This is a genomic window from Amycolatopsis sp. NPDC049253 (assembly GCF_040678995.1).
In the GTDB taxonomy this organism is placed as follows: domain Bacteria; phylum Actinomycetota; class Actinomycetes; order Mycobacteriales; family Pseudonocardiaceae; genus Amycolatopsis.
Window position 1 is genome coordinate 135,510 of the sequence record NZ_JBFAQX010000008.1, and the last position, 20,314, is coordinate 155,823.

Here is a 20,314-nt window from a genome sequence, read left to right on the forward strand (position 1 = left end):
CTCCCGTGCACCAGACCACGGGACACCACCCCCACCGACACCGCATCGCTGTCATCGGCAGCGGGGTCGCCGGCCTCACCGCCGCGTACCTGCTGCAGCGCAGCCACGAGGTGCTGCTGTTCGAAGCCGACCCTCGGCTCGGCGGGCACGCCCACACCCACGACGTGCCCAGCGCCCACGGCGGCACGATCGGCGTGGATTCCGGCTTCATCGTCCACAACGAACGCACCTACCCGACGCTGCTGCGCCTGTTCGGCGAGCTCGGCGTGCGCACCCGCGAGACCGAGATGTCGATGAGCATCCGCTGCGACGGCTGCGGCCTCGAGTACGCCGGCGCCAAGGGCGTGCGCGGCCTGTTCGCGCAGCGGCGCAACGCCACCGACCACCGCTACCTGCGCATGCTCGCCGAGGTCAAGCGCTTCCACCGGCACGCGGCGCGGCTGCTGCAGCGCGAGGACGCCGGCGACGTGGGCCTCGGCGCGTTCCTCGCGATCGGCGGGTACTCGCGCTACTTCGTGGACCACTTCGTGCTGCCGCTCGTGTCCACCGTCTGGTCGGCCGACCGCACCGACACGCTGAAGTACCCGGCGCGCTACCTGTTCGAGTTCCTGCGCAACCACGGGATGCTCACGGTGAAGAACTCGCCGACGTGGCGGACGGTCGAGGGCGGCTCGCGCGAGTACGTGGAGCTGGCCGCGAAGCAGCTCACCGCCGTGCACCTGTCCACCCCGGTGCGCTCGGTGCGGCGGACCGCGCACGGCATCGAGATCCGCGACGACGCCGACACCCGCCACCGCGTCGACCGGGTCGTGGTCGCCACCCACGCCGACCAGGCACTGCGGCTGCTCGCCGACCCGACGCCCGCAGAGCGCGAGGTGCTCGGCGCGTTCCGCTATTCCCGCAACGACGCGTGGCTGCACACCGACACGAGCGTGCTGCCGGCGGCCCAGGCCGCGCGGTCCGGCTGGAACTACCGCACGCCCGTGTGCGGCGCCGGCAGCGACGCCGTGCAGGTGAGCTACGACATGAACCGCCTGATGCGCCTCGACGAACCCACCGGCTACGTCGTCACGCTCAACCCGCGTGACGAGCCCGAGGTGTCGTCCGTCGTCGCGAAGATGACGTACGAACATCCCGTCTACACGCCGGAATCGGTTGCCGCGCAACGGAAGCTCGCCGCGTTGAACGACGGGGTCGTCGCCTACGCCGGCGCCTACCACGGCTGGGGGTTCCACGAGGACGGCTGCTCGTCGGGCGTCCGCGCGGCCGCGAGCTTCGGGGTGGGCTGGTGACCGCCGCGCTGTACGACGCCACGGTCGGCCACGTGCGCCGCGCCGACCCGCCGCACGCGTTCGTGCACCGGCTGTACCTGTGGCTCACCGACCTCGACTCGCCGCCGCGGCTGCCGTGGTGGCTGCGGCCCTTCGCGACCTTCGACGGCCGCGACCACTTCGAGCCCGGCGACGCGGGCGACATCCGGTCCAAACTGGACCGCTGGCTGGCCTGCCGCGGGGTGGACCTGCGCGGCGGGCCGGTGACGATGCTCGCGTCGGCGCGCGTGCTGGGGTACGTGTTCAACCCGATCACCGTCTACTGGTGCCACACGCCGGACGGCGCGCTCGAGTGCGTCGTCGCGGAAGTCCACAACACCTACGGCGGGCGGCACGCGTACCTGCTGCGCCCCGACGCGGCAGGTGAATCCCGCGCGAAGAAGGAGTTCTACGTGTCGCCGTTCCAGGAGATGACGGGGGAGTACCGCATGCGCCTGCCGCGGCCCGGCGCACTGCTCGACCTCACCGTCGCGCTGCACCAGGGCGCGAAGACGCCGTTGCTCGCTACGCTGCGAGGAGTCCGCAGGCCGGCCGGCGCGCGTTCGCTCGCGCGGCTCGTGCTGGGCCGGCCCCTGCAGCCGCAGCGCGTGGCCGCGCTGATTCGCCGCCACGGCGTCGCGTTGTGGCTGCGCAAGGCCCCCGTGGCCACCCGGACCCCGCAGAACTCGTCAGGAGCGCTCCATGGATGAGACCGCCCGCCCGCGCCCGGTCGCGGCCGTGCCGGTGGGCGCCGACCACGCGGCGCCCACCGCCGAGGACCTCATGGCCCAGGTCGCCAAGGGCGACGAGCGGGCGTTCGAGCTGCTCTACGACCAGCTCGCGGGACCGGTCTTCGGCCTCGTGCGGCGGATCGTGCGCGACTCGGCCCAGTCGGAGGAGGTGACGCAGGAGGTGCTCGTCGAGCTCTGGAAGACCGCCACGCGCTACTCGCCCGAGAAGGGCAGCGCGCTCAATTGGGCGATGACGCTGGCGCACCGCCGCGCCGTCGACCGGGTGCGCTCCGCGCGGGCCGGCACCGAACGCGAGCAGAAGGCGACGTTCGAGGCCGCGCGCGGCCGGCCGTTCGACGAGGTGGCCGAGTCGGTCACCGCCCGGCTGGAGCGTTCGCAGGTGCGCCGCTGCCTCAAGTCGCTCACGGAGCTGCAGCGCGAGTCGGTGCTCCTGGCGTACTACCAGGGCTACACCTACCGCGAGGTCGCCGACGTGCTGGCGACTCCGCAGGGGACGATCAAAACGAGGGTGCGCGACGGGCTGATCCGGTTGCGCGACTGCCTGGGGGTGACCGCGTGAACTCGCCGGAGATGCACACGTTGACCGGTGCGTACGCGCTCGACGCGCTGTCGGACACCGAGCGCGCCCTGTTCCGCCGGCACCTCGAGCAGTGTGAGGCCTGCGCGCAGGAGGTCCGCGAGCTGCGGGCCACCGCGGGCCGGCTCGGCGCGGCGATGGCCGAGGAGCCGCCCGCGTCGCTGAAGCAGCGCGTGCTCGCCGAGATGCGCTCGACGCCGCAGCTGCCGCCGTTGTCCGGGCCCGAACCGGGGGAGCGTTCGCGCGGGCGGCGCCGCTGGCCGCTGATCCTGGCCACGGCGGCCGCGGTGGTGGGCCTCGCGCTCGCCGGCGTGTTCGGCGGGCTCGCCGCGACCACGCAGGGGCGCCTCGACGCGGCGCAGTCGCAGCTGGACCAGGCGCGCGTGCGCTACCAGCCCGTCGCGGAGATCCTGGCCGCACCGGACGCGCAGGCGATCCACGGCACCGCGCCCGGCGGGGGCGGGGGCACGGTGGTGGTGTCGAAGCGGCTCGACCGCATGATGTTCATGGAGTCGGACCTGCCGCCCTATCCCGCGGGGCACGTCTACCAGGCGTGGCTGATGGGGCCGAACCTCGCGCCGCGCCCGGCCGGCCTGCTGCCGGGCGGACCCGCGGGGTCGCTGGTGGTGGCCGACGGGCTGGCCGGTGCGGACCAGTTCGCGATCAGCGTCGAGCAGGCCGGCGGCTCACCGACCGGAAAGCCTTCGGACGACGTGGTTCTCGTGATGTCGATGCCCGCCTGATCGGGCGCTGACGCTGCGGTGACACGGCCGGGAGCGGCGGTACCGGTTTCCCGCTGGTGCCGCCGATTCCGTGTTTCTCCGGCGCCATAGCAGACGGGTGGATCATGGGGAGATCGGGTTCCCGGCCTTGCGCGCTCGTTCGCGTTGTGGCAAAACACCTTTGCCGCACACGGCGTGGCTACTGGATTAGAGCCTGCCCGGTGCCTACCGTCCTGCTCTAACGCCGGTGGTTGACATAACTCTCATTCTCGGGTTGAGGGTCAGGGTTGCGGCCCCGGTGGGCAGCACGAGCACATCACGATCAGGAAGGCGGCCACGATGACGCCCCCGCACAACTACCTTGCGGTGATCAAGGTCGTCGGCATCGGCGGCGGCGGCGTGAACGCCGTGAACCGGATGATCGAGGTCGGCCTCAAGGGTGTCGAGTTCATCGCGGTGAACACCGACGCGCAAGCACTGCTCATGTCCGACGCCGACGTCAAGCTCGACATCGGCCGGGAACTGACCCGCGGTCTCGGTGCCGGCGCCGCCCCCGAGGTGGGGCAGAAGGCCGCCGAGGACCACCGCGAGGAGATCGAAGAGGTCATCAAGGGCGCCGACATGGTGTTCGTGACCGCCGGCGAGGGCGGTGGCACCGGCACCGGTGGCGCCCCCGTGGTCGCGCAGATCGCCCGCAAGCTGGGCGCGCTGACCATCGGCGTGGTGACCCGCCCGTTCACCTTCGAGGGCAAGCGCCGCGGCAAGCAGGCCGAGGACGGGATCCAGTCGCTGCGCAACGAGTGCGACACGCTGATCGTGATCCCGAACGACCGGCTGCTGCAGCTCGGCGACATCGGCGTGTCCCTCATGGACGCGTTCCGCTCCGCCGACGAGGTGCTGCTGTCCGGTGTCCAGGGCATCACCGATCTGATCACCACGCCCGGTCTGATCAACCTCGACTTCGCCGACGTGAAGAGCGTGATGTCCGGCGCGGGGTCCGCGCTCATGGGCATCGGCTCGGCGCGCGGCGAGGGCCGCGCCATCCAGGCGGCGGAGAAGGCGATCAACTCGCCGCTGCTCGAGGCGTCGATGGACGGCGCCCACGGCGCGCTGCTGTCGATCGCGGGCGGCTCCGACCTGGGCCTGTTCGAGATCAACGAGGCCGCGTCGCTGGTGCAGGAGTCGGCGCACCCCGACGCCAACATCATCTTCGGCACGATCATCGACGACTCCCTCGGCGACGAGGTCCGCGTCACGGTGATCGCGGCCGGCTTCGACGCCGGCGCGCCCACGCACAAGAAGCTCGACCCGCCGGCGTTCGGCTCACGCTCGGGCGGCACCACGGCGTCGGCCGCGGCCGGGCACGTGGGCGGCTCGCAGGCGCCCGCGCCGTCGGGTGGCGCCACGCCGGTGCCGCCGGCGAGCAGCTCCGGCTACCCGGTGGCGCCGCCGCGCACCCAGCCGCCGCTGCCGCAGCCCGGCACCCCGCCGGGCGGGCTGCCCCAGCCGGGCGGCGGCTCTCGCGGCTACTCGCCGATCGGCTCCGGGCCCACGTCCGGCAGCCTGCCGAGCCGTCCGGCCACGGTGCACGACGACCCGTCGGACGACGAGGTCGACGTGCCGCCGTTCATGCGCCGGTAGGGAACCCGTTCACCACGAAGGCCACCTCGACCCGCCGTCGAGGTGGCCTTCGGCGTGTTTTGGAAGGATGGCGGGGTGCGAGTACGACGAGTCGTGACGACCAGGGCGGGCGGGGCTTCCCGGCCGCCGTACGACAGCTTCAACCTCGGCGACCACGTCGGGGACGAAGAGGGCAACGTCTTCGCGAACCGCAAGCGGCTGGCTTCCGAGCTCGGCCTCGCGGAGGAGCGGCTGGCGTGGATGGAGCAGGTGCACGGCCGCACGGCGACCGTGGTGGACGGCACCGAGACCCGGGCGGCCGAGGCCACCGACGCGCTGGTGACGGACAAGCCGGGTGTCGCGCTCGTGGTCCTCGTCGCCGACTGCGTGCCGCTGCTGCTGGCCGACCCCGAGGCGGGCGTGGTCGCGGCGGTGCACGCCGGGCGCGTGGGCGCGCGCATCGGGGTGGTCCCGGCGGCGGTGGAGGCCATGCGCGGCCTCGGCGCCGAACCGGCCCGCATCGAGGCGCTGCTCGGCCCGGCGATCTGCGGCGCGTGTTACGAGGTGCCCGCCGACATGGCGGCCGACGTCGAGAAGCACGTGCCCGGCAGCGCCTGCAAGACCCGCCAGGGCACGGCGGGGCTCGACCTGCGCGCCGGGCTGTGGCGTCAGCTGGCCGGGCTCGGCGTCGGGCGCATCGGCGTGGATCCGCGGTGCACGGCGGAGGACAAGACGCTCTTCAGCTACCGGCGCGACGGGACCACCGGCCGGATCGCCGGGATCACGTGGCTGGAGGCGGCGTGAGCTCAGGCGGCGTGACGAGTGCCGAGAGCGCCGCGCGCCGCGAAGAGCTGGCGGCCTCGCTGGCCGCGATCGAGGACCGGATCGCCGCGGCCTGCGCGGCCGCCGGACGGGCGCGTGACGAGGTCCGGTTGCTCGGGGTGACCAAGACCTTCCCGGCGTCCGACGCGGCGCTCCTCGTGGATCTGGGGCTGCGCCACCTGGCCGAGAACCGCGACCAGGAGGCCGGTCCGAAGGCCGCGGAGGTCGGGCGGCTGCGCCCGGACGCCGCGCCGCGCTGGCACATGGTCGGCAGCCTCCAGCGCAACAAGGCGCGCTCGGTCGTGCGCTGGGCGGCGGAAGTCCAGTCGGTCGACTCGGCGCGCTTGGCCGACGCGCTGGGCCGCGCGGCCGGCACCGCGCGCGAGGCGGGGGAGCGGTCCGATCCGCTCGACGTGCTGATCCAGGTGAGCCTCGACGGCGACCCGGCGCGGGGTGGCACGCCCCCGCCCGACGTCGCGGCGCTGGCCGAGCACATCACTCACGTGGGTGAGCTCAGGTTGCGTGGCGTGATGGCCGTCGCACCCCGGGAAGCGGATCCGGGCAGGGCCTTTGCCCTGCTTGCCCAGGTGTCGGAGCGACTTCGCAAAGATCACCCGAATGCCGCAGAAGTCTCCGCCGGGATGAGCCATGATCTCGAACAGGCGATCACGCACGGCTCGACGTGTGTGCGTGTCGGAACCGCGCTGCTCGGTGGGCGCGGTTTAGCCTCGCCGTAGGGAGTCCGCGTGGCCGTCACGTTTCGTGATCGGTCGGGTGGGGTAGCACGGTGCGGGAGCGGTTAGGGCTAGGGAGAGGCATGAGCGCGCTGCAGAAGCTGAAGGCCTACTTCGGGATGGTGCCCGCGGACGAGGACGGCTACGAGGTCGAGGACGAGGACTACCGACGTGACTACGACGACGAGTACGACTCCTACGACGAGCCACCGGCGCGATCGCGCTCACGGTACCGCGAGGCCGATGACACGTACGACGAGCCCGCCCCGCGGGCCCGGTCACGGTCGGTCACCGCTGCGGAACCGACCACGCACGGCGCTCTCGCCGTGGACCGCCAGCCCGAGCCCGTCGCCCGGCTGCGGCCGGTCACCGAGCCCGTGCGCGCGCCCGTCCGCGATCCGTTGAGCCGCATCACCACGTTGCACCCGACGAGCTACGTCGAGGCGCGTGCGATCGGCGAGCACTACCGCGAGGGCATCCCCGTGATCATCAACCTCACGGAGATGGAGAACGCGGACGCCAAGCGGCTCGTCGACTTCGCCGCGGGGCTCGCGTTCGCGCTCCGGGGGTCGATGGACAAGGTCACCAACAAGGTGTTCCTTCTCTCACCGCCGGATGTGGACGTGACGGCGGAGGATCGCCGGCGGATCGCCGAGGGCGGACTTTTCCTGCGCGGCTGAAGTGCGGCTGAAGTCCGGCGGACCGCTGGGCGCAGCCAGACGTGATTTTGTCGACTCGGCGCCACGCCGGGGCCGCTGGCTGCGACTTCCCCCGGCGTCCCCCGCTAGAGTGGTCGAGTGAATGCTGTGTGGCTGGTGGTCTGGTACGTGCTGTTCGCCTTCTGGCTTCTGTTGACGGCGCGTATCGTGATCGAGCTCGTGCGGACCTTCGCACGAGAGTGGCGTCCCGCCGGAGGGGTTGCGGTCACGCTCGAGACCATCTACACAGTGACCGACCCGCCGGTTCGTCTGTTCAGGCGAATGATCCCGATGGTTCGGATCGGCGGGATGGGACTGGACTTATCGATTATGGTGCTGCTGTTGGTTGTGTTCTTCGCGATGCAACTGGCAACTCCCAGGTGATCGGGGAAACTTGGGTGGACCCTGCAGGCCATGGAGTGCGTGAGGTGATCTGATGTCGTTGACCCCCGCTGACGTGCATAACGTCGCGTTCAGCAAGCCGCCCATCGGCAAGAGGGGCTACAACGAGGACGAGGTGGACGCGTTCCTCGACCTGGTGGAGACCGAGCTTGCCCGGTTGATCGAGGACAACAACGAGCTGCGTCAGCAGGTCGAACAGCTCGACAACGAGCTGGAGTCGACCCGCAGCGAGCTCGAGAACGCGAAGGTGAGCGGTCCTCCGCCGGTGCGGGACGAGCCGTCCCGCCGCCTGGCGCCCGTGCCGCCGCCGGCCTCGGCGATGGAGCAGACGCAGGCGCACTCGATGGTCGGCGACAGTGGTGAGCCGAACGTGCAGGCCGCCAAGGTCCTCGGCCTCGCCCAGGAGATGGCTGACCGGCTCACCGCCGAGGCGAAGACCGAGTCCGACGGCATGCTGGCGGAGGCGCGGACCAAGTCCGAGCAGCTGCTTTCCGACGCCAGGGCGAAGTCCGACTCGATGGTCAACGAGGCGCGCACCCGCGCCGAGACCATGCTGAACGACGCGCGCACGCGCGCCGAGACGCTCGAGCGCCAGGCGCGCGACAAGGCGACCACCATGGAACGCGAGTCGCAGCGCAAGTACACCGAGACGATGAACAACCTGAACGCCGAGAAGGGTTCGCTGGGCAAGAAGATCGAAGAGCTGCGCACCATCGAGCGCGAGTACCGCACTCGCCTCCGCGGCTTCCTCGAGTCCCAGCTGCGCGAACTCGACGATCGCGGCTCCGCGGCCCCGGCCTCGGCGTCGTCGAACTCGGGCCAGTCCTCCGGCTCCAGCAGCGGCCAGGGCTACTCCTTCGGCCCCCGCGCCGAAGCCGGCTGAGGTTCTCCTTCGCCCGCCTGAGTCTCCGACTTGGCTGACGCCCCGCCGGATCCCGCTCACCCGGGATCCGGCGGGGCTTCGTCATGCGCTTCGACGGGCCGGTCTTCCTGCGGTTTCCGCATTTTCGGTAGCCGGGCAGTGGCAATTCGTGATCGGCGTTTTCGCAGGCTCGGAATGCCCCTGCGCATTCGGTGATGGAATGCGCACGGAATGTCGCGGGGGTGAATTCCGGGGTGGGCTTTCGGGCCGGGAAACTGCCCGTTCGGGCTGACCTTGATCACCAGTTTTGTCCGGGTGGCCTGGCGATTTTCCCTTCTCGCTTCACGGCGGTGCGCACGGAGCGCGGCGGCTTGCTAGCACTCTGCGAGCCTAGGGTGCACTCGGTCGGTTTTGGCGGTGCCCGACGCACCCGGGGTCTGGATCGAGTTTCCGTGACCTGAGCCTCCCGCCCGACGCTCCCGATGCCCAAGAGTCGTAGCTCGCCGAACGCGGCCAGGCTCAGTGGCCGGGTTTCCTGGCTCGGGCGGTGCACCCGACTCTGGTGGCGTCGCCGCCGGATCGCGAGCGTCGGCTCGGCGGGAGCGTGTCGGTTTGACGAGCGCCGTGGCATACAGCCGGCGGTCTTCGACTGGGCCGACGTGCGAGAGATGCGGCGTCGCGGTCGGGCAGGGCGCGCCGAAGGGGGTCGCGGCCGGCATCTCTCACGTGCCCGACCCGGCGGAGACGCCCGGGCTCGGCGACAGCGGTTCCACCGCGCCGGTCATCGACTGCCGGGCGAGTCCGGATCGCTGCCGTTTTGTTCGGTGGATCGACCCGGCGGAAGCGGGCCCGCCCGGTGCGTCCGTGGTGTCGGGGTTCGGTGGTTTGTGCGGTTCGGCGCAGTGATCGACCGCCTGGCGACTGGGTGGCGGGTGGCCATTGCCGGGGGTGGTGTGGATCTTGGGGGTCGGCGCGGTGGCGGGGTCGCCACGGTATGCAGCCGGTGCGGTACCGGGCGTGGGCGGGTCGTGACCCGGGATCCGGGTTTCGCGTGCTGTAATTCAGCGTGCTCTACATCGTCCTCGTTCTGGTGCTGGCGGCGCTCGCGCTGCTCGTCACGGCGCTCATCACGGCTAGCTCACTGTGGGCGTGGGTCTCGATCGGCTTGTCGGTGCTCGCCGGGCTGATCCTGCTCGTGGACTGGCTGCGGCGGCGCAACCGCGCCGAGCCGGGTGGGGCCGAGCCTGCCGTCGAGGACGCCGGAGCGGGCGAGAAGGGCGCCGAGGCCGAGAACTTCGATGCCGAGCAGACGGCGCTGCTGCCTTCGAGGGGTGAGCTCGGCAATCCGGCGGACGTGCCCGAGCCCGTGATCGAGGCGGCACCCGAGGCGGAGTCCGAAACCGCGCCCGCGCCTCAGCCGGCCGAAGCCGCCGCGGACACCCCCGCCGCCACCGAGACCGCGACCAGCGAGACGGCCGCGACCGCCAACGTGGCGACGGCCGAAACCGCCCCAACCGCGACCGCAGCCGCCACCGAAACGGCGCCGCCCGTCCGCGAAACCCCGCCCGCCGAGGAAGCCACGAGCGCGGAGGACCTCGCGGTCATCAAGGAGCTCGAGGACGAGGTCGTGGTGGTCGACGAGTACCCCCGCTACCACCTCGTCGACTGCCCCTGGCTCTCCGGCCGCGACACCATCCCCATCGGCGTCGGCGAGGCGCGCCAGCTCGGCTTCACCCCGTGCGCGCGCTGCGGCCCCGACGCCGTCCTCGCCGCCGCGCACCGCTGACGAGCCGCTAAATCCCCAGGATTTCGCCCAGCGCGGCACTTCCTTCAGCAGTCAGCCGGAGAGCGCGGTGGGCCTGAGCGCGGCGGCGCAGCCAGCCGGCGTCCAGCAACCGCTGAGCAACGGCAGCGCCGAGCGCACCGGCCAAGTGGTGCCGCTGTTCGCTCCAATCCAGACAGAAGCGCAGCAACGGCCGCCGCGTCGAAGCAGCCACCTCGAGATCGACGCCCAACGCAGCGAACACCGCCGAAGCCGCGGGCCCCAACACGTACGGATGATCCCGCAGCTGAGCGGAAATCCGGTCACCCGGGCGCCGCGCAGTGGTCGGGTCACCGTCCACAGTGATCAGTGCGCCGCGCGAAACCAGGGCCGCGGTGATGGCGACACCCAGCTGACCGGCGACGTGGTCGTAGCAAGTCCGCGCCGAGCGCAACGCGGCCGCGCGCGTGCCTTCGCGCAGCGAACGGACCGGTCGCGGCGGGGAGAACCGCGCCAACGTCTCCAGCAACTCCGGGGCCGGGCCGGCGAGGCGGTAGAAGCGGTGCCGCCCGGAGCGTTCGGCGGTGACGAGCCCCGCGTCCAGCAGCTTGGCCAGGTGGGAGCTCGCGCCCTGCGCCGACAGGCCCGCCTCGGCGGCCAGCACCGACGCGGCCAGCGCGCGACCGTCGCCCAGGGCGAGCAGTACGCGGACCCGCGCCGGGTCGGCGAAAAGGGCCGCGGTCGCGGCGATGTCGGCGTCTCCGTCCACGACGTCCAGGGTGCACCCGCGACGCTTCCACCGCGACGGAAGCGTCCGCGAGGTCCACTGGGGACCATGAGACCGGCGCTCCTGATCACCCTGTGCACCGGGATGTTCCTGGTGCAGCTCGACGTCACCGTCGTCAACGTCGCCCTCCCCACCCTCGGCGCGCAGCTCCACGCGGGGCTGACCGCGCTGCAATGGGTCGTCGACGGCTACTCCGTCGTCCTCGCCGCGCTGCTGCTCGCGGGCGGCGCGCTCGGCGACGTCCTCGGCCACCGCCGCGTGGTGCTCACGGGGCTGGTGGTGTTCGGCACCGCGTCCGCCGCGTGCGGGTTCGCCCAGTCCGCGTCCTGGCTGATCGCGGCCCGGGCCGGGCAGGGGGTCGGCGCCGCGCTGCTGCTGCCGGGCACGCTCGCCGTGATCAACCGAAGCTGCCCGGATCCGAGCAGCCGAGCCCGCGCACTCGGCGTCTGGGCCGGCGTCTCGGCGCTCGCCCTTCCCGCCGGCCCGCTGCTCGGCGGGGTGCTCGTGTCGCTCGCCGGCTGGCGGCCCGTCTTCCTGCTCAATGTGCCGATCGTCGTGGCAGCGGCGCTCGCCGTGCGAACGCTGGTCGAACCCGGTTCCCGCCGAGCCGGCCGCGTCGACGTGCCCGGCGCCGCCACGGCCGCCCTCGCCCTCGGCGCCGGCGTCTACGCCGTCATCGGCCACCGGCCCGTCGCCGCCGTCATCGCCGTGGCAGCGGCCGCGGCATTCCTCGTCGTCGAGCACCGCTCCGCCGACCCGATGCTGCCCTTGGCCCTGCTCAAATCCCGCCGCACCGCCGGCGCGACGATCATCTCCGCCGCCATGAACTTCGTCGGCCTCGGCACGGTCCTCGTCTTCACGCTCTACCTGCAGAGCGTGCTGCACCTGACACCACTCGACGCCGGACTCGCGATGCTCCCGCTCTTCCTGCCCCTCGTCCTGCTCGGCCCGCTCAGCGGCCGCCTCACTGCGAAACTCGGCCCCCGCCCGTCGATCATCGCCGGGCTCCTCCTCGGCGCCCTCGGCCTCGCCGGACTCCTGCGCGTCGACCCGACCACCAGCTACCCCACCCTCCTGCCCGCCCTCCTCGGCCTCGGCGCCGGCATGGGCCTGCTCACCGCCGCCGTCGTCACGGCCGCCGTCACCGACGCGCCGCCCGACCGCGCGGGCGTCGCGGGCGGGATCAACAACGCGGCCCGCCAAGCCGCCGGAGCCCTCGGCGTCGCCGTTTTCGGCGCCGTCGAGGGAGATCCGGCGAACCACCCGGCCTTCGTCCACGGCCTCCACACCCTCGGCGTCACCGCCGCCGCGCTGTGGCTCGCGTCGGCGGCCCTCGCCGCAGTCACCACCGGACCCCGGGCCACTGGTGCGAATGGAGCAGATTGGCCGCTACGGGCTCGGGGAACGTTGCGGAGGAGTGCGACACGGGGCGGGAGGGTTCGTTGACGGGGCGGGTGGCGAGGTGGTTCCTGCCGCGGCCGATGCCGCGGAAGACCGCGCTGCTCGTGGCTCGGCGTACACAGCGTTGGCGGTCGGCTGGCTGGCCGTAGGGTTGTTCACCGTCCTCGGACCGGTCACAGCGTGGTTCAACGTCTTCTGCCTGGTGCTCTGGACGGCCAACGCGGCCTTCTGCTGGATCACGTACGTGCGCGCCCGCCGCACACAGCGGTGACGCCGGTCGGCACAGCCTCTGCACGCCCGTCACGACCGGACCCCGGGCCACCGCAAACGCGGTTGCGCACCCGGGCTAACCTGGTACCAGCACGGCGTCGATCCGGCCATCACCGGGGAGCCTCCGGAAGAACAGGGCGCGCGCGTCCCCAGTAGACCCGGACGGGGCGGCCCGTCACAGCCGACGAACGAGTGGCCCGGCAGCACGAACGGCGGGCAAGCGGGGTGGTACCGCGTGACGCGCGAGCGTCTCGTCCCCGTGTGGGTGACCGGTAGGCGCCGGTCGTCCGTACGCGAGCGACGAACGCAAGGAGCGCACCCCGATGTACCCGAAGGCCCAGCTCGACGGAGAGACCGGAGACACCGCGGTCCCGTCGCAGCCGTCGTTTCCCGCGCTGGAGGAGCGCGTACTCGAGTACTGGGAGACGGACCGGACGTTCCAGGCCTCGATCGCCGCGCGCCCGGCCGGCGAGAACGGCGACAACGAATACGTGTTCTACGACGGCCCGCCGTTCGCCAACGGCCTGCCGCACTACGGGCACCTGCTCACCGGGTACGTGAAGGACATCGTCCCGCGCTACCAGACGATGAAGGGCAAGCACGTCGACCGCCGGTTCGGCTGGGACACCCACGGCCTGCCCGCGGAGCTCGAGGCGATGCGCCAGCTGGGCATCACGGAAAAGGAAGAGATCGAGGCGATGGGGGTCGCCAAGTTCAACGAGGCCTCCCGCGAGTCCGTGCTGCGCTACACCAAGGAGTGGGAGGAGTACGTCACCCGCCAGGCGCGCTGGGTCGACTTCGACAACGACTACAAGACGCTCGACCTGCCCTACATGGAGTCGGTCATCTGGGCGTTCAAGCAGCTGTGGGACAAGGGGCTGGTGTACGAGGGCTACCGCGTGCTGCCCTACTGCTGGCGCGACGAGACGCCGCTGTCCAACCACGAGCTGCGCATGGACGACGACGTCTACCGCACCCGCCAGGACCCGGCCGTCACGGTCGGGTTCCGCTTGGAGGGCAACGGGAACGAGCTCGACGGCACGTACCTGCTCATCTGGACGACCACGCCGTGGACGCTGCCCTCGAACCTCGCCACGGCCGTGCACCCCGAGGTGCGCTACGTCGTGGTGGAGAGCGAGAACTTCCCCGGCAAGCGGTTCCTGCTCGCCGAAGCCCGCGTCGGCGCGTACGCGCGCGAGCTCGGCGAAGAGCCGACGGTCGTGGCGCACTACACCGGCGCTCAGCTGCTCGGAAACCGTTACGCCCCACCGTTCCCGTACTTCCTCGGCCGCGAGAACGCGCACCGGGTCCTGTCGGCGGACTACGTCACGACCGAAGACGGCACCGGAGTCGTGCACATCGCGCCCGCCTACGGTGAAGAGGACAAGGTCGTCACCGACGCCGCGGGCATCACGCCGGCCACCCCGGTCGACGCGCGGGGCCGCTTCGACGCGACCGTGCCCGACTACGAGGGCCAGCAGGTGTTCGAGGCCAACCCGAACATCATCCGCGACCTCAAGAACGGCACGGGTTCCGCCGCGCAGCAGAGCCCGATCCTGCTGCGCCACGAAACCTACGAGCACCCGTACCCGCACTGCTGGCGCTGCCGCAACCCGCTGATCTACCGCGCGGTGTCGTCGTGGTTCGTCGCGGTGACGCAGTTCAAGGACCGCATGGTCGAGCTCAACCAGCAGATCACGTGGTACCCGGACAACGTCAAGGACGGCCAGTTCGGCAAGTGGCTGGAGAACGCCCGCGACTGGTCGATCTCCCGCAACCGCTACTGGGGTTCGCCGATCCCCGTGTGGCAGTCGGACGACCCGACCTACCCGCGCACGGACGTCTACGGCTCGCTCGACGAGCTGGAGCGTGATTTCGGCGTGCGCCTGGACAACCTGCACCGCCCGTACATCGACGAGCTGACCCGGCCCAACCCGGACGACCCGACGGGCCGCTCGACGATGCGCCGGGTGCCCGAGGTGCTCGACGTGTGGTTCGACTCGGGGTCGATGCCCTACGCCCAGGTGCACTACCCGTTCGAGAACGCCGAGTGGTTCGAGCACCACTACCCGAGCGACTTCATCGTGGAGTACATCGGGCAGACGCGCGGCTGGTTCTACCTGCTGCACGTGCTCGCGACGGCGCTGTTCGACCGGCCCGCGTTCCGCACCTGCATCAGCCACGGCATCGTGCTCGGCTCCGACGGGCAGAAGATGTCGAAGTCGCTGCGGAACTACCCGGACGTGACCGAGGTGTTCGACCGCGACGGGTCCGACGCCATGCGGTGGTACCTCATGGCGTCCCCGATCCTGCGCGGCGGCAACCTTGTCGTCACCGACCGGGGCATCCGCGACGCCGTGCGCCAGGCCGTGCTGCCGCTGTGGAACTCGTACTACTTCCTCGCCCTCTACGCCAACGCCGAGGGCGTCGAAGGCCGGTGGCGCACGGATTCGACGCACCTGCTCGACCGGTACGTGCTCGCGAAGACCCACGAGCTGGTCACGGACGTCGAGTACGCGCTGGACAACTACGACATCGCCGGCTCGTGCCAGACCGTGCGCGACTTCCTCGAGGTGCTCACCAACTGGTACGTGCGCCGCTCGCGCGACCGCTTCTGGGCCGGTGACCAGGACGCGATCGACACGCTGCACACGGTGCTCGAGGTGACCTCCCGCGTCGTCGCGCCGCTGCTCCCGCTCACGACCGAGACGGTGTGGCGCGGCCTCACCGGCGGCCGGTCGGTGCACCTGACCGACTGGCCGAGCTCGCTCGACCTGCCGGCCGACGCGGCGCTGGTCACGGCCATGGACCGCGTGCGGCAGGTGGCGTCGACGGCGCTCTCGCTGCGCAAGGCCAACAAGCTGCGCGTGCGGCTGCCGCTGGCGAAGCTGCTGGTCGCGGCCGAGGACGTGGAGGCGCTGCGCGAGTTCACCGACATCCTGCGCGACGAGGTGAACGTGAAGTCGGTGGAGCTGACGACCGACGTCGCGGCGCACGGCTCGTTCGAGGTCGCCGTGAACGCGCGCGCGGCCGGGCCGCGGCTGGGCAAGGACGTGCAGAAGGTCATCAAGGCCGTGAAGGCCGGCGACTGGACCACGAACCCGGGCGGCGCCGTGGTGGCCGCCGGGGTCGAGCTGCTCGAAGGCGAGTACGAGCGGCGGCTCGTGGCGAAGGACGGCGGCGCGGCGGCCGAGCTGCCGGGCGGGAGCGGGCTGGTGCAGCTCGACACCGAGGTCACGGCGGACCTGGCCGACGAGGGCGTCGCCCGTGACCTGGTGCGCGTGGTGCAGCAGGCCCGCCGCGAGGCCGGCCTCGACGTGTCCGACCGCATCGCGCTCACGATCGACGCGCCGGACGAGGTCGTGGCCGCGGTGCGCAAGTTCGAGGAGTTCGTGGCCTCGGAAACACTGGCCACCTCGGTGACCTACGGCGACGCTCCCGAGGGCTTCGAGGGCACCGTCGGCGACGGTGTGAAGGTCCGCGCGGCGGTCGAGAAGGCGTAGCGAACCGGCCGTCCCGGCGTTGATCACGAATCGGCGTCGGGACGGCCGCTTTCTCACCTGTAACGCCTCTTGTCCGTCAGCGATGGGCAAGCTGGGCCGAGTGCGCGCACGCCGCACGGGCCTGGGGGAGAGTCGCAAGTGAGTCCTGCTGGTAAGAGAGCCGTTCTGATCGGTGGCGCGGTCGCCATGGTCGCGATCGTCGTCGCGGCGGTGGTGCTGCTGACCGGCGGTTCGCCGGCACCCGAGGCGGCGGCCGAGCCGACCGAGAGCTCGGTCGCGGCGGGACCCCTCGCCCCGGACCCGACGTCGGCGGCGCAGCTCTACCTGAAGGACTTCGCGAACAACCAGACCGACGAAGCCAGCCTGCTCACCGACGCCCCGCACGACGCGGCCGCCGCGCTGCGCGACGCCTGGTACACGCTCAAGCCGCAGGACGTGCAGGCCAAGGTCGACAAGGTCGAGCCCGCCGCCGCGGGCGCGACGAAGACGGCCGCGACCTACACGCTCACCTGGAACCTCGGCCCCGGCCACGTCTGGTCCTACAGCGGCGGTTTCGACGTGGTGAAGTCCGGCGACAGCTGGCGCGTGCACTGGACGCCCGCCGCGCTCCACCCGAAGCTGCAGGCCGGGCAGCGGCTCGTGATCGCGACCGCGCCGGCCGACGAGGCCGTGGTGGTGGACCGCGACGGCAAGCCGGTGGTCATCAGCGGGCCGGGTGGCACGCACCTCGATCCCGCCGCGAAGTTCCCGCTGCTGACGCAGGCGCTGACCGGGCAGGGCACTTCGGCACCGTCCGACACCTTCGCGGTCCAGCGCGTCGACACGTCGGGCAAGGCGCTGGAGACGCTCTTCGGCAAGACCGAGAGCGGGCAGCAGGCCGTGAAGTCGACGGTGAGCGTCTCCGTGCAGAACGCGGCCCAGGCGGCCGTCGACTCCTACCGCGGCAAGGCCGTGATCGTGGCGATCCAGCCGTCCAACGGCGGGGTGCTGGCGGTGGCGCAGAACGCCGCGGCGGGCACGAGCCCCTCGGCGCTGAACGGCCTGTACGCGCCGGGTTCGACGTTCAAGATCGCGACCGCGACGGCCGCGCTGGAAGCCGGGATCGTCACGAAGGACTCGCAGGTGGCGTGCCCTCTCACGGCGCGGATCGGCACCCGCACGATCTCCAACGAAGGCTTCGACCTCGGCACCACCACGGTGCACCGCGCGTTCGCGCATTCGTGCAACACCTCCTTCGGCCAGCTCGCCTCGCAGCTGCCGCCGGACGCGCTCGCCAACGCCGCGAGCCAGTACGGCCTCAACGCCGACTTCGACATCCCCGGCCTCACCACCGAGATGGGCAAGGTCGCCGCCGCCGGCAGCGCCGACGAGCAGGTGGAGGACGGCATCGGCCAGGGCACGGTGCAGGTCAGCCCCTTCGGCGAGGCGGTGATGGCCGCGACGGTGGCCGCGGGCAAGGCGGTGACGCCGAAGCTGTGGCTGGACGCTTCGTCGGCCACGACCGTGAACGAGGGCTACCGGGCGCCCTCTGCGAGCGTGCTGGCCTCGGTGCGCGCGATGATGCGCGAGGTCGTCACGGGCGGCACCGCGACCGGCCTGGCGCGCTCGGGCACCGTGTACGGCAAGACCGGCACCGCGCAGTTCGGTGACGGCGCCGAGGCGCACGGCTGGTTCGTGGGCTACCGCGGCGACGTCGCGTTCTGCGTGTTCCTGGAGGGCGGCAACGACTCCGGTCCGGCCGTGACGCTCGGCGCGAAGTTCCTCGCCGGCGTGAAGTAGCGTTTCGGCGGCGGCCGAAGCGTCGGGCTCCTACGGTGGGGGCATGGAGACCGTCGCGCTGGCCGAGGTGGCCGCGGTGCTCGCCGACCCGAGCCGGGCGACGATGTGCCTCGCCCTGCTGGACGGGCGCGCCTGGACGATCGGCGAGCTCGCCGCGGCGGCGCGGATCGCGGTGTCGACCGCCAGCGAGCACGTCACCCGGCTGCACGACGCCGGGTTCGTCGCCCGGGTGAAACAAGGGCGGCACGCGTACGTCCGCATCGCCGACCCGCGCGTGGCCGAGCTGATCGAGCACCTGGCGCAGCACGCCGAGCACCGCGAACCAGTCGGGCTGAAGGCGTCGTTGCGCACGCAGCGGCTGAGTTTCGCGCGCAGCTGCTACGACCACCTCGCGGGCACCGTCGGGGTCGCGCTGCGGGAAGGCTTGATCGCGAAGGGGATCGTCGACACCGGCGACGGGCTGATGCTGACCGCCGCCGGGCGCGAGGTGCTCGGCGGGCTCGGGGTCGCCGTGCCGGAGCGCGGCCGGCGCACGCTGCTGCGTGACTGTCTGGATTGGACGGAGCGGCGCGACCACCTCGCCGGCTCCGTGCCCGCGGCGATCCTGGCGCGGGCCGTCGACGCGGGGTGGGTGACCCGGGACCGGCAGCGCGCGGTGCGGCTGAAGCCGGCCGCGGCGAAGCCGTTCGCGGCGCTCGGTGTCGATCTGACGACACTCGGTGGCCTCCGAGTGTCCTAACACACCTGATTGCCCGAGTTGTCCAGCGGTGCACGAACGAGTGAACGCCCCCGTCTCACTATTCTGGAAGCCCACGGCGACCGGGAGGGGCGGAGATGGACCAGCTTCCCCTGGTGCTCGGCGTCGGCGGAGTGGTGCTGCTCGCGTCGGTGGTCGCCGTGCGCGTGTCGATCCGGCTGGGCCTGCCCTCGCTGCTGCTGTACCTCGGCATCGGCGTGGCGCTGGGCGAGTCGGGCGTCGGTATCCAGTTCGACAACCCCGGCCTGACCCAGTCGCTCGGGCTCGCCGCGCTCGTCATGATCCTCACCGAAGGCGGGCTCACCACGCGGTGGCAGGCCGTGAAACCCTCGCTGGGGCCGGGGATCCTGCTGTCCACAGTGGCCGTGGTCGTGAGCATCGCGGTGACCGGCGCGGCGCTGCACTGGCTGCTCGGGCTCGACTGGCGGCTCGCGCTGCTGTGGGGTTCGGTGCTGGCGTCGACCGACGCGGCGGCGGTGTTCTCGGTGCTGCGTTCTGTGGGGCTGCGCCCGAAGCTCGTCGGCGCGCTGGAGCTGGAGTCCGGTGTCAACGACGCGCCCGCGTACATCGCGGTGATCGCGCTCGCGTCGGGGGCCACAGTGGACTGGACCCTGCCGCTGTTGGTCGTTTACGAGCTCGCCGTGGGGCTCGTCCTCGGCTTGCTGTTCGGCTGGCTGGGTGCGATGGCGCTGCGCCGGGCGGCGCTGCCGGCCACCGGTCTGTACCCGCTGGCGACGGTGGCCGTGTGCATCCTCGCGTACTCCTGCGGCCAGCTGGCGCACGCGTCCGGGCTGCTCGCCACCTACGTCGCGGGGCTGGTGCTGGGCAACTCCAAGCTGCCGCACCGCTCCGACACGCTCTCGTTCGCCGAAGGCCTCGGCTGGCTCGCGCAGATCGGGCTGTTCGTGCTGCTCGGGCTCTTCGCGTCGCCGAGCCGGCTGCTGGAGGCACTGGTGCCCGGCCTCGTCGCGGGCGCGGTGGTGCTGCTGCTCGCGCGGCCGCTGTCGGTGGTGATCTCGCTGCTGCCGTTCCGGCTGCCGTGGCGGGAGCAGACCTTCCTCTCGTGGGCGGGCCTGCGCGGAGCCGTGCCGATCGTGCTCGCGATGATCCCGCTCTCGCAGGGCGTGCCTGGTGCGCAACGGCTCGTCGATGCCGTGTTCGTGCTGGTCATCGTGCTCACGCTGCTGCAGGGAGCGACGCTCGGGCCGTTCGCGCGCCGGCTCGGGCTCACGAAGAGCACCGAGGCCCAGGAGATCGAGGTGGACGCCGCGCCGCTGGACGAGCTCGGCGCCGAGCTGCTGCAGGTGCGCATCCGGAAGGGCTCGAAGCTGCACGGCGTGTACATCTCCGAGCTCGGCCTTCCGGCCGGCGCCACCGTGAGCCTCGTGGTCCGCCGCGGCTCCGGGTTCACACCGCAGAAGACCAGCCGGCTGCAGGAGGACGACCAGCTGCTGGTGGTCACCACGGCCCGGGTCCGCGACGCGACCGAGCGCCGGATCCGTGCCGTCGACCGGGCCGGGCGGCTCGCGCGCTGGCGCGGCGAGCTGGGCAGCTGA

18 protein-coding genes are annotated in these 20,314 nt (G+C 72.0%); 17 read left to right on the forward strand and 1 reads right to left on the reverse strand.

Annotated elements, in window-relative coordinates; genetic code table 11:
* The first annotated feature begins 5 nt into the window (after positions 1-5).
* From AB0K15_RS20315 to AB0K15_RS20365, 11 genes are all read left to right on the forward strand, one after another.
* The gene (locus AB0K15_RS20315) at positions 6-1,292 is read left to right on the forward strand and encodes an FAD-dependent oxidoreductase (protein ID WP_364052348.1); all 1,287 of its coding nucleotides are present in this window, start codon (positions 6-8) and stop codon (positions 1,290-1,292) included.
* Positions 1,286-2,020 carry a DUF1365 domain-containing protein gene (locus tag AB0K15_RS20320; RefSeq protein WP_364052929.1) on the forward strand — a complete coding sequence of 245 codons (735 nt, stop codon included), beginning with the start codon at positions 1,286-1,288 and terminating at the stop codon, positions 2,018-2,020. Before AB0K15_RS20315 ends, AB0K15_RS20320 begins: the two co-directional genes overlap by 7 nt.
* Positions 2,013-2,621: an ECF RNA polymerase sigma factor SigK gene (sigK, locus tag AB0K15_RS20325; RefSeq protein ID WP_364052351.1), complete on the forward strand. Its 609-nt coding sequence runs from the start codon at positions 2,013-2,015 to the stop codon at positions 2,619-2,621. Before AB0K15_RS20320 ends, sigK begins: the two co-directional genes overlap by 8 nt.
* The gene (locus AB0K15_RS20330; protein WP_364052354.1) at positions 2,618-3,382 is read left to right on the forward strand and encodes an anti-sigma factor; all 765 of its coding nucleotides are present in this window, start codon (positions 2,618-2,620) and stop codon (positions 3,380-3,382) included. The genes sigK and AB0K15_RS20330 overlap by 4 nt, the downstream gene beginning before the upstream one ends.
* 318 nt (positions 3,383-3,700) lie before the next feature.
* A complete protein-coding gene (gene ftsZ / locus AB0K15_RS20335) occupies positions 3,701-5,002 on the forward strand; it encodes a cell division protein FtsZ (protein ID WP_364052357.1) in 1,302 nt (433 codons plus the stop codon).
* 75 nt (positions 5,003-5,077) lie between these two features.
* Positions 5,078-5,785, forward strand: coding sequence for a peptidoglycan editing factor PgeF (pgeF, locus tag AB0K15_RS20340; RefSeq protein WP_354869816.1), 708 nt, complete (start codon positions 5,078-5,080; stop codon positions 5,783-5,785).
* Positions 5,782-6,540: a YggS family pyridoxal phosphate-dependent enzyme gene (locus AB0K15_RS20345; RefSeq protein WP_364052360.1), complete on the forward strand. Its 759-nt coding sequence runs from the start codon at positions 5,782-5,784 to the stop codon at positions 6,538-6,540. The genes pgeF and AB0K15_RS20345 overlap by 4 nt, the downstream gene beginning before the upstream one ends.
* A gap of 80 nt (positions 6,541-6,620) precedes the next feature.
* The gene (sepF, locus tag AB0K15_RS20350) at positions 6,621-7,217 is read left to right on the forward strand and encodes a cell division protein SepF (protein ID WP_364052363.1); all 597 of its coding nucleotides are present in this window, start codon (positions 6,621-6,623) and stop codon (positions 7,215-7,217) included.
* A gap of 126 nt (positions 7,218-7,343) precedes the next feature.
* On the forward strand, positions 7,344-7,619 hold the full coding sequence (locus AB0K15_RS20355; protein ID WP_091616814.1) for a YggT family protein: 276 nt from the start codon (positions 7,344-7,346) through the stop codon (positions 7,617-7,619).
* Positions 7,620-7,671: 52 nt separating this feature from the next.
* Positions 7,672-8,520, forward strand: coding sequence for a DivIVA domain-containing protein (locus AB0K15_RS20360; protein ID WP_364052366.1), 849 nt, complete (start codon positions 7,672-7,674; stop codon positions 8,518-8,520).
* A 1,045-nt stretch (positions 8,521-9,565) separates the two neighbouring features.
* Entirely contained in the window at positions 9,566-10,285 is a 720-nt protein-coding gene (locus AB0K15_RS20365; protein ID WP_364052369.1) for a hypothetical protein, read from the forward strand.
* Positions 10,286-10,292: 7 nt separating this feature from the next.
* On the opposite strand, the gene AB0K15_RS20370 is transcribed toward AB0K15_RS20365, so the two are convergent.
* Positions 10,293-11,030 carry a metalloregulator ArsR/SmtB family transcription factor gene (locus AB0K15_RS20370; RefSeq protein ID WP_364052372.1) on the reverse strand — a complete coding sequence of 246 codons (738 nt, stop codon included), beginning with the start codon at positions 11,028-11,030 and terminating at the stop codon, positions 10,293-10,295.
* Positions 11,031-11,096: 66 nt separating this feature from the next.
* On the opposite strand from AB0K15_RS20370, the gene AB0K15_RS20375 reads away from it, so the two are divergent.
* The 6 genes from AB0K15_RS20375 to AB0K15_RS20400 all read left to right on the forward strand — a co-directional run bounded on the left by AB0K15_RS20375 (position 11,097) and on the right by AB0K15_RS20400 (position 20,314).
* Complete coding sequence (locus AB0K15_RS20375) at positions 11,097-12,494, forward strand: MFS transporter (RefSeq protein ID WP_364052375.1); 1,398 nt, start codon at positions 11,097-11,099, stop codon at positions 12,492-12,494.
* 16 nt (positions 12,495-12,510) lie between these two features.
* A complete protein-coding gene (locus AB0K15_RS20380; RefSeq protein ID WP_364052378.1) occupies positions 12,511-12,720 on the forward strand; it encodes a hypothetical protein in 210 nt (69 codons plus the stop codon).
* A 322-nt stretch (positions 12,721-13,042) separates the two neighbouring features.
* Positions 13,043-16,222 (forward strand): isoleucine--tRNA ligase, encoded by a 3,180-nt coding sequence (ileS, locus tag AB0K15_RS20385; protein WP_364052381.1) that lies wholly within the window; start codon positions 13,043-13,045, stop codon positions 16,220-16,222.
* Between the two features lie 138 nt (positions 16,223-16,360).
* Positions 16,361-18,001 carry a penicillin-binding transpeptidase domain-containing protein gene (locus AB0K15_RS20390; RefSeq protein ID WP_364052384.1) on the forward strand — a complete coding sequence of 547 codons (1,641 nt, stop codon included), beginning with the start codon at positions 16,361-16,363 and terminating at the stop codon, positions 17,999-18,001.
* 43 nt (positions 18,002-18,044) lie between these two features.
* Positions 18,045-18,740 carry a helix-turn-helix domain-containing protein gene (locus tag AB0K15_RS20395; RefSeq protein ID WP_364052387.1) on the forward strand — a complete coding sequence of 232 codons (696 nt, stop codon included), beginning with the start codon at positions 18,045-18,047 and terminating at the stop codon, positions 18,738-18,740.
* Between the two features lie 95 nt (positions 18,741-18,835).
* On the forward strand, positions 18,836-20,314 hold the full coding sequence (locus tag AB0K15_RS20400; protein ID WP_364052390.1) for a potassium/proton antiporter: 1,479 nt from the start codon (positions 18,836-18,838) through the stop codon (positions 20,312-20,314).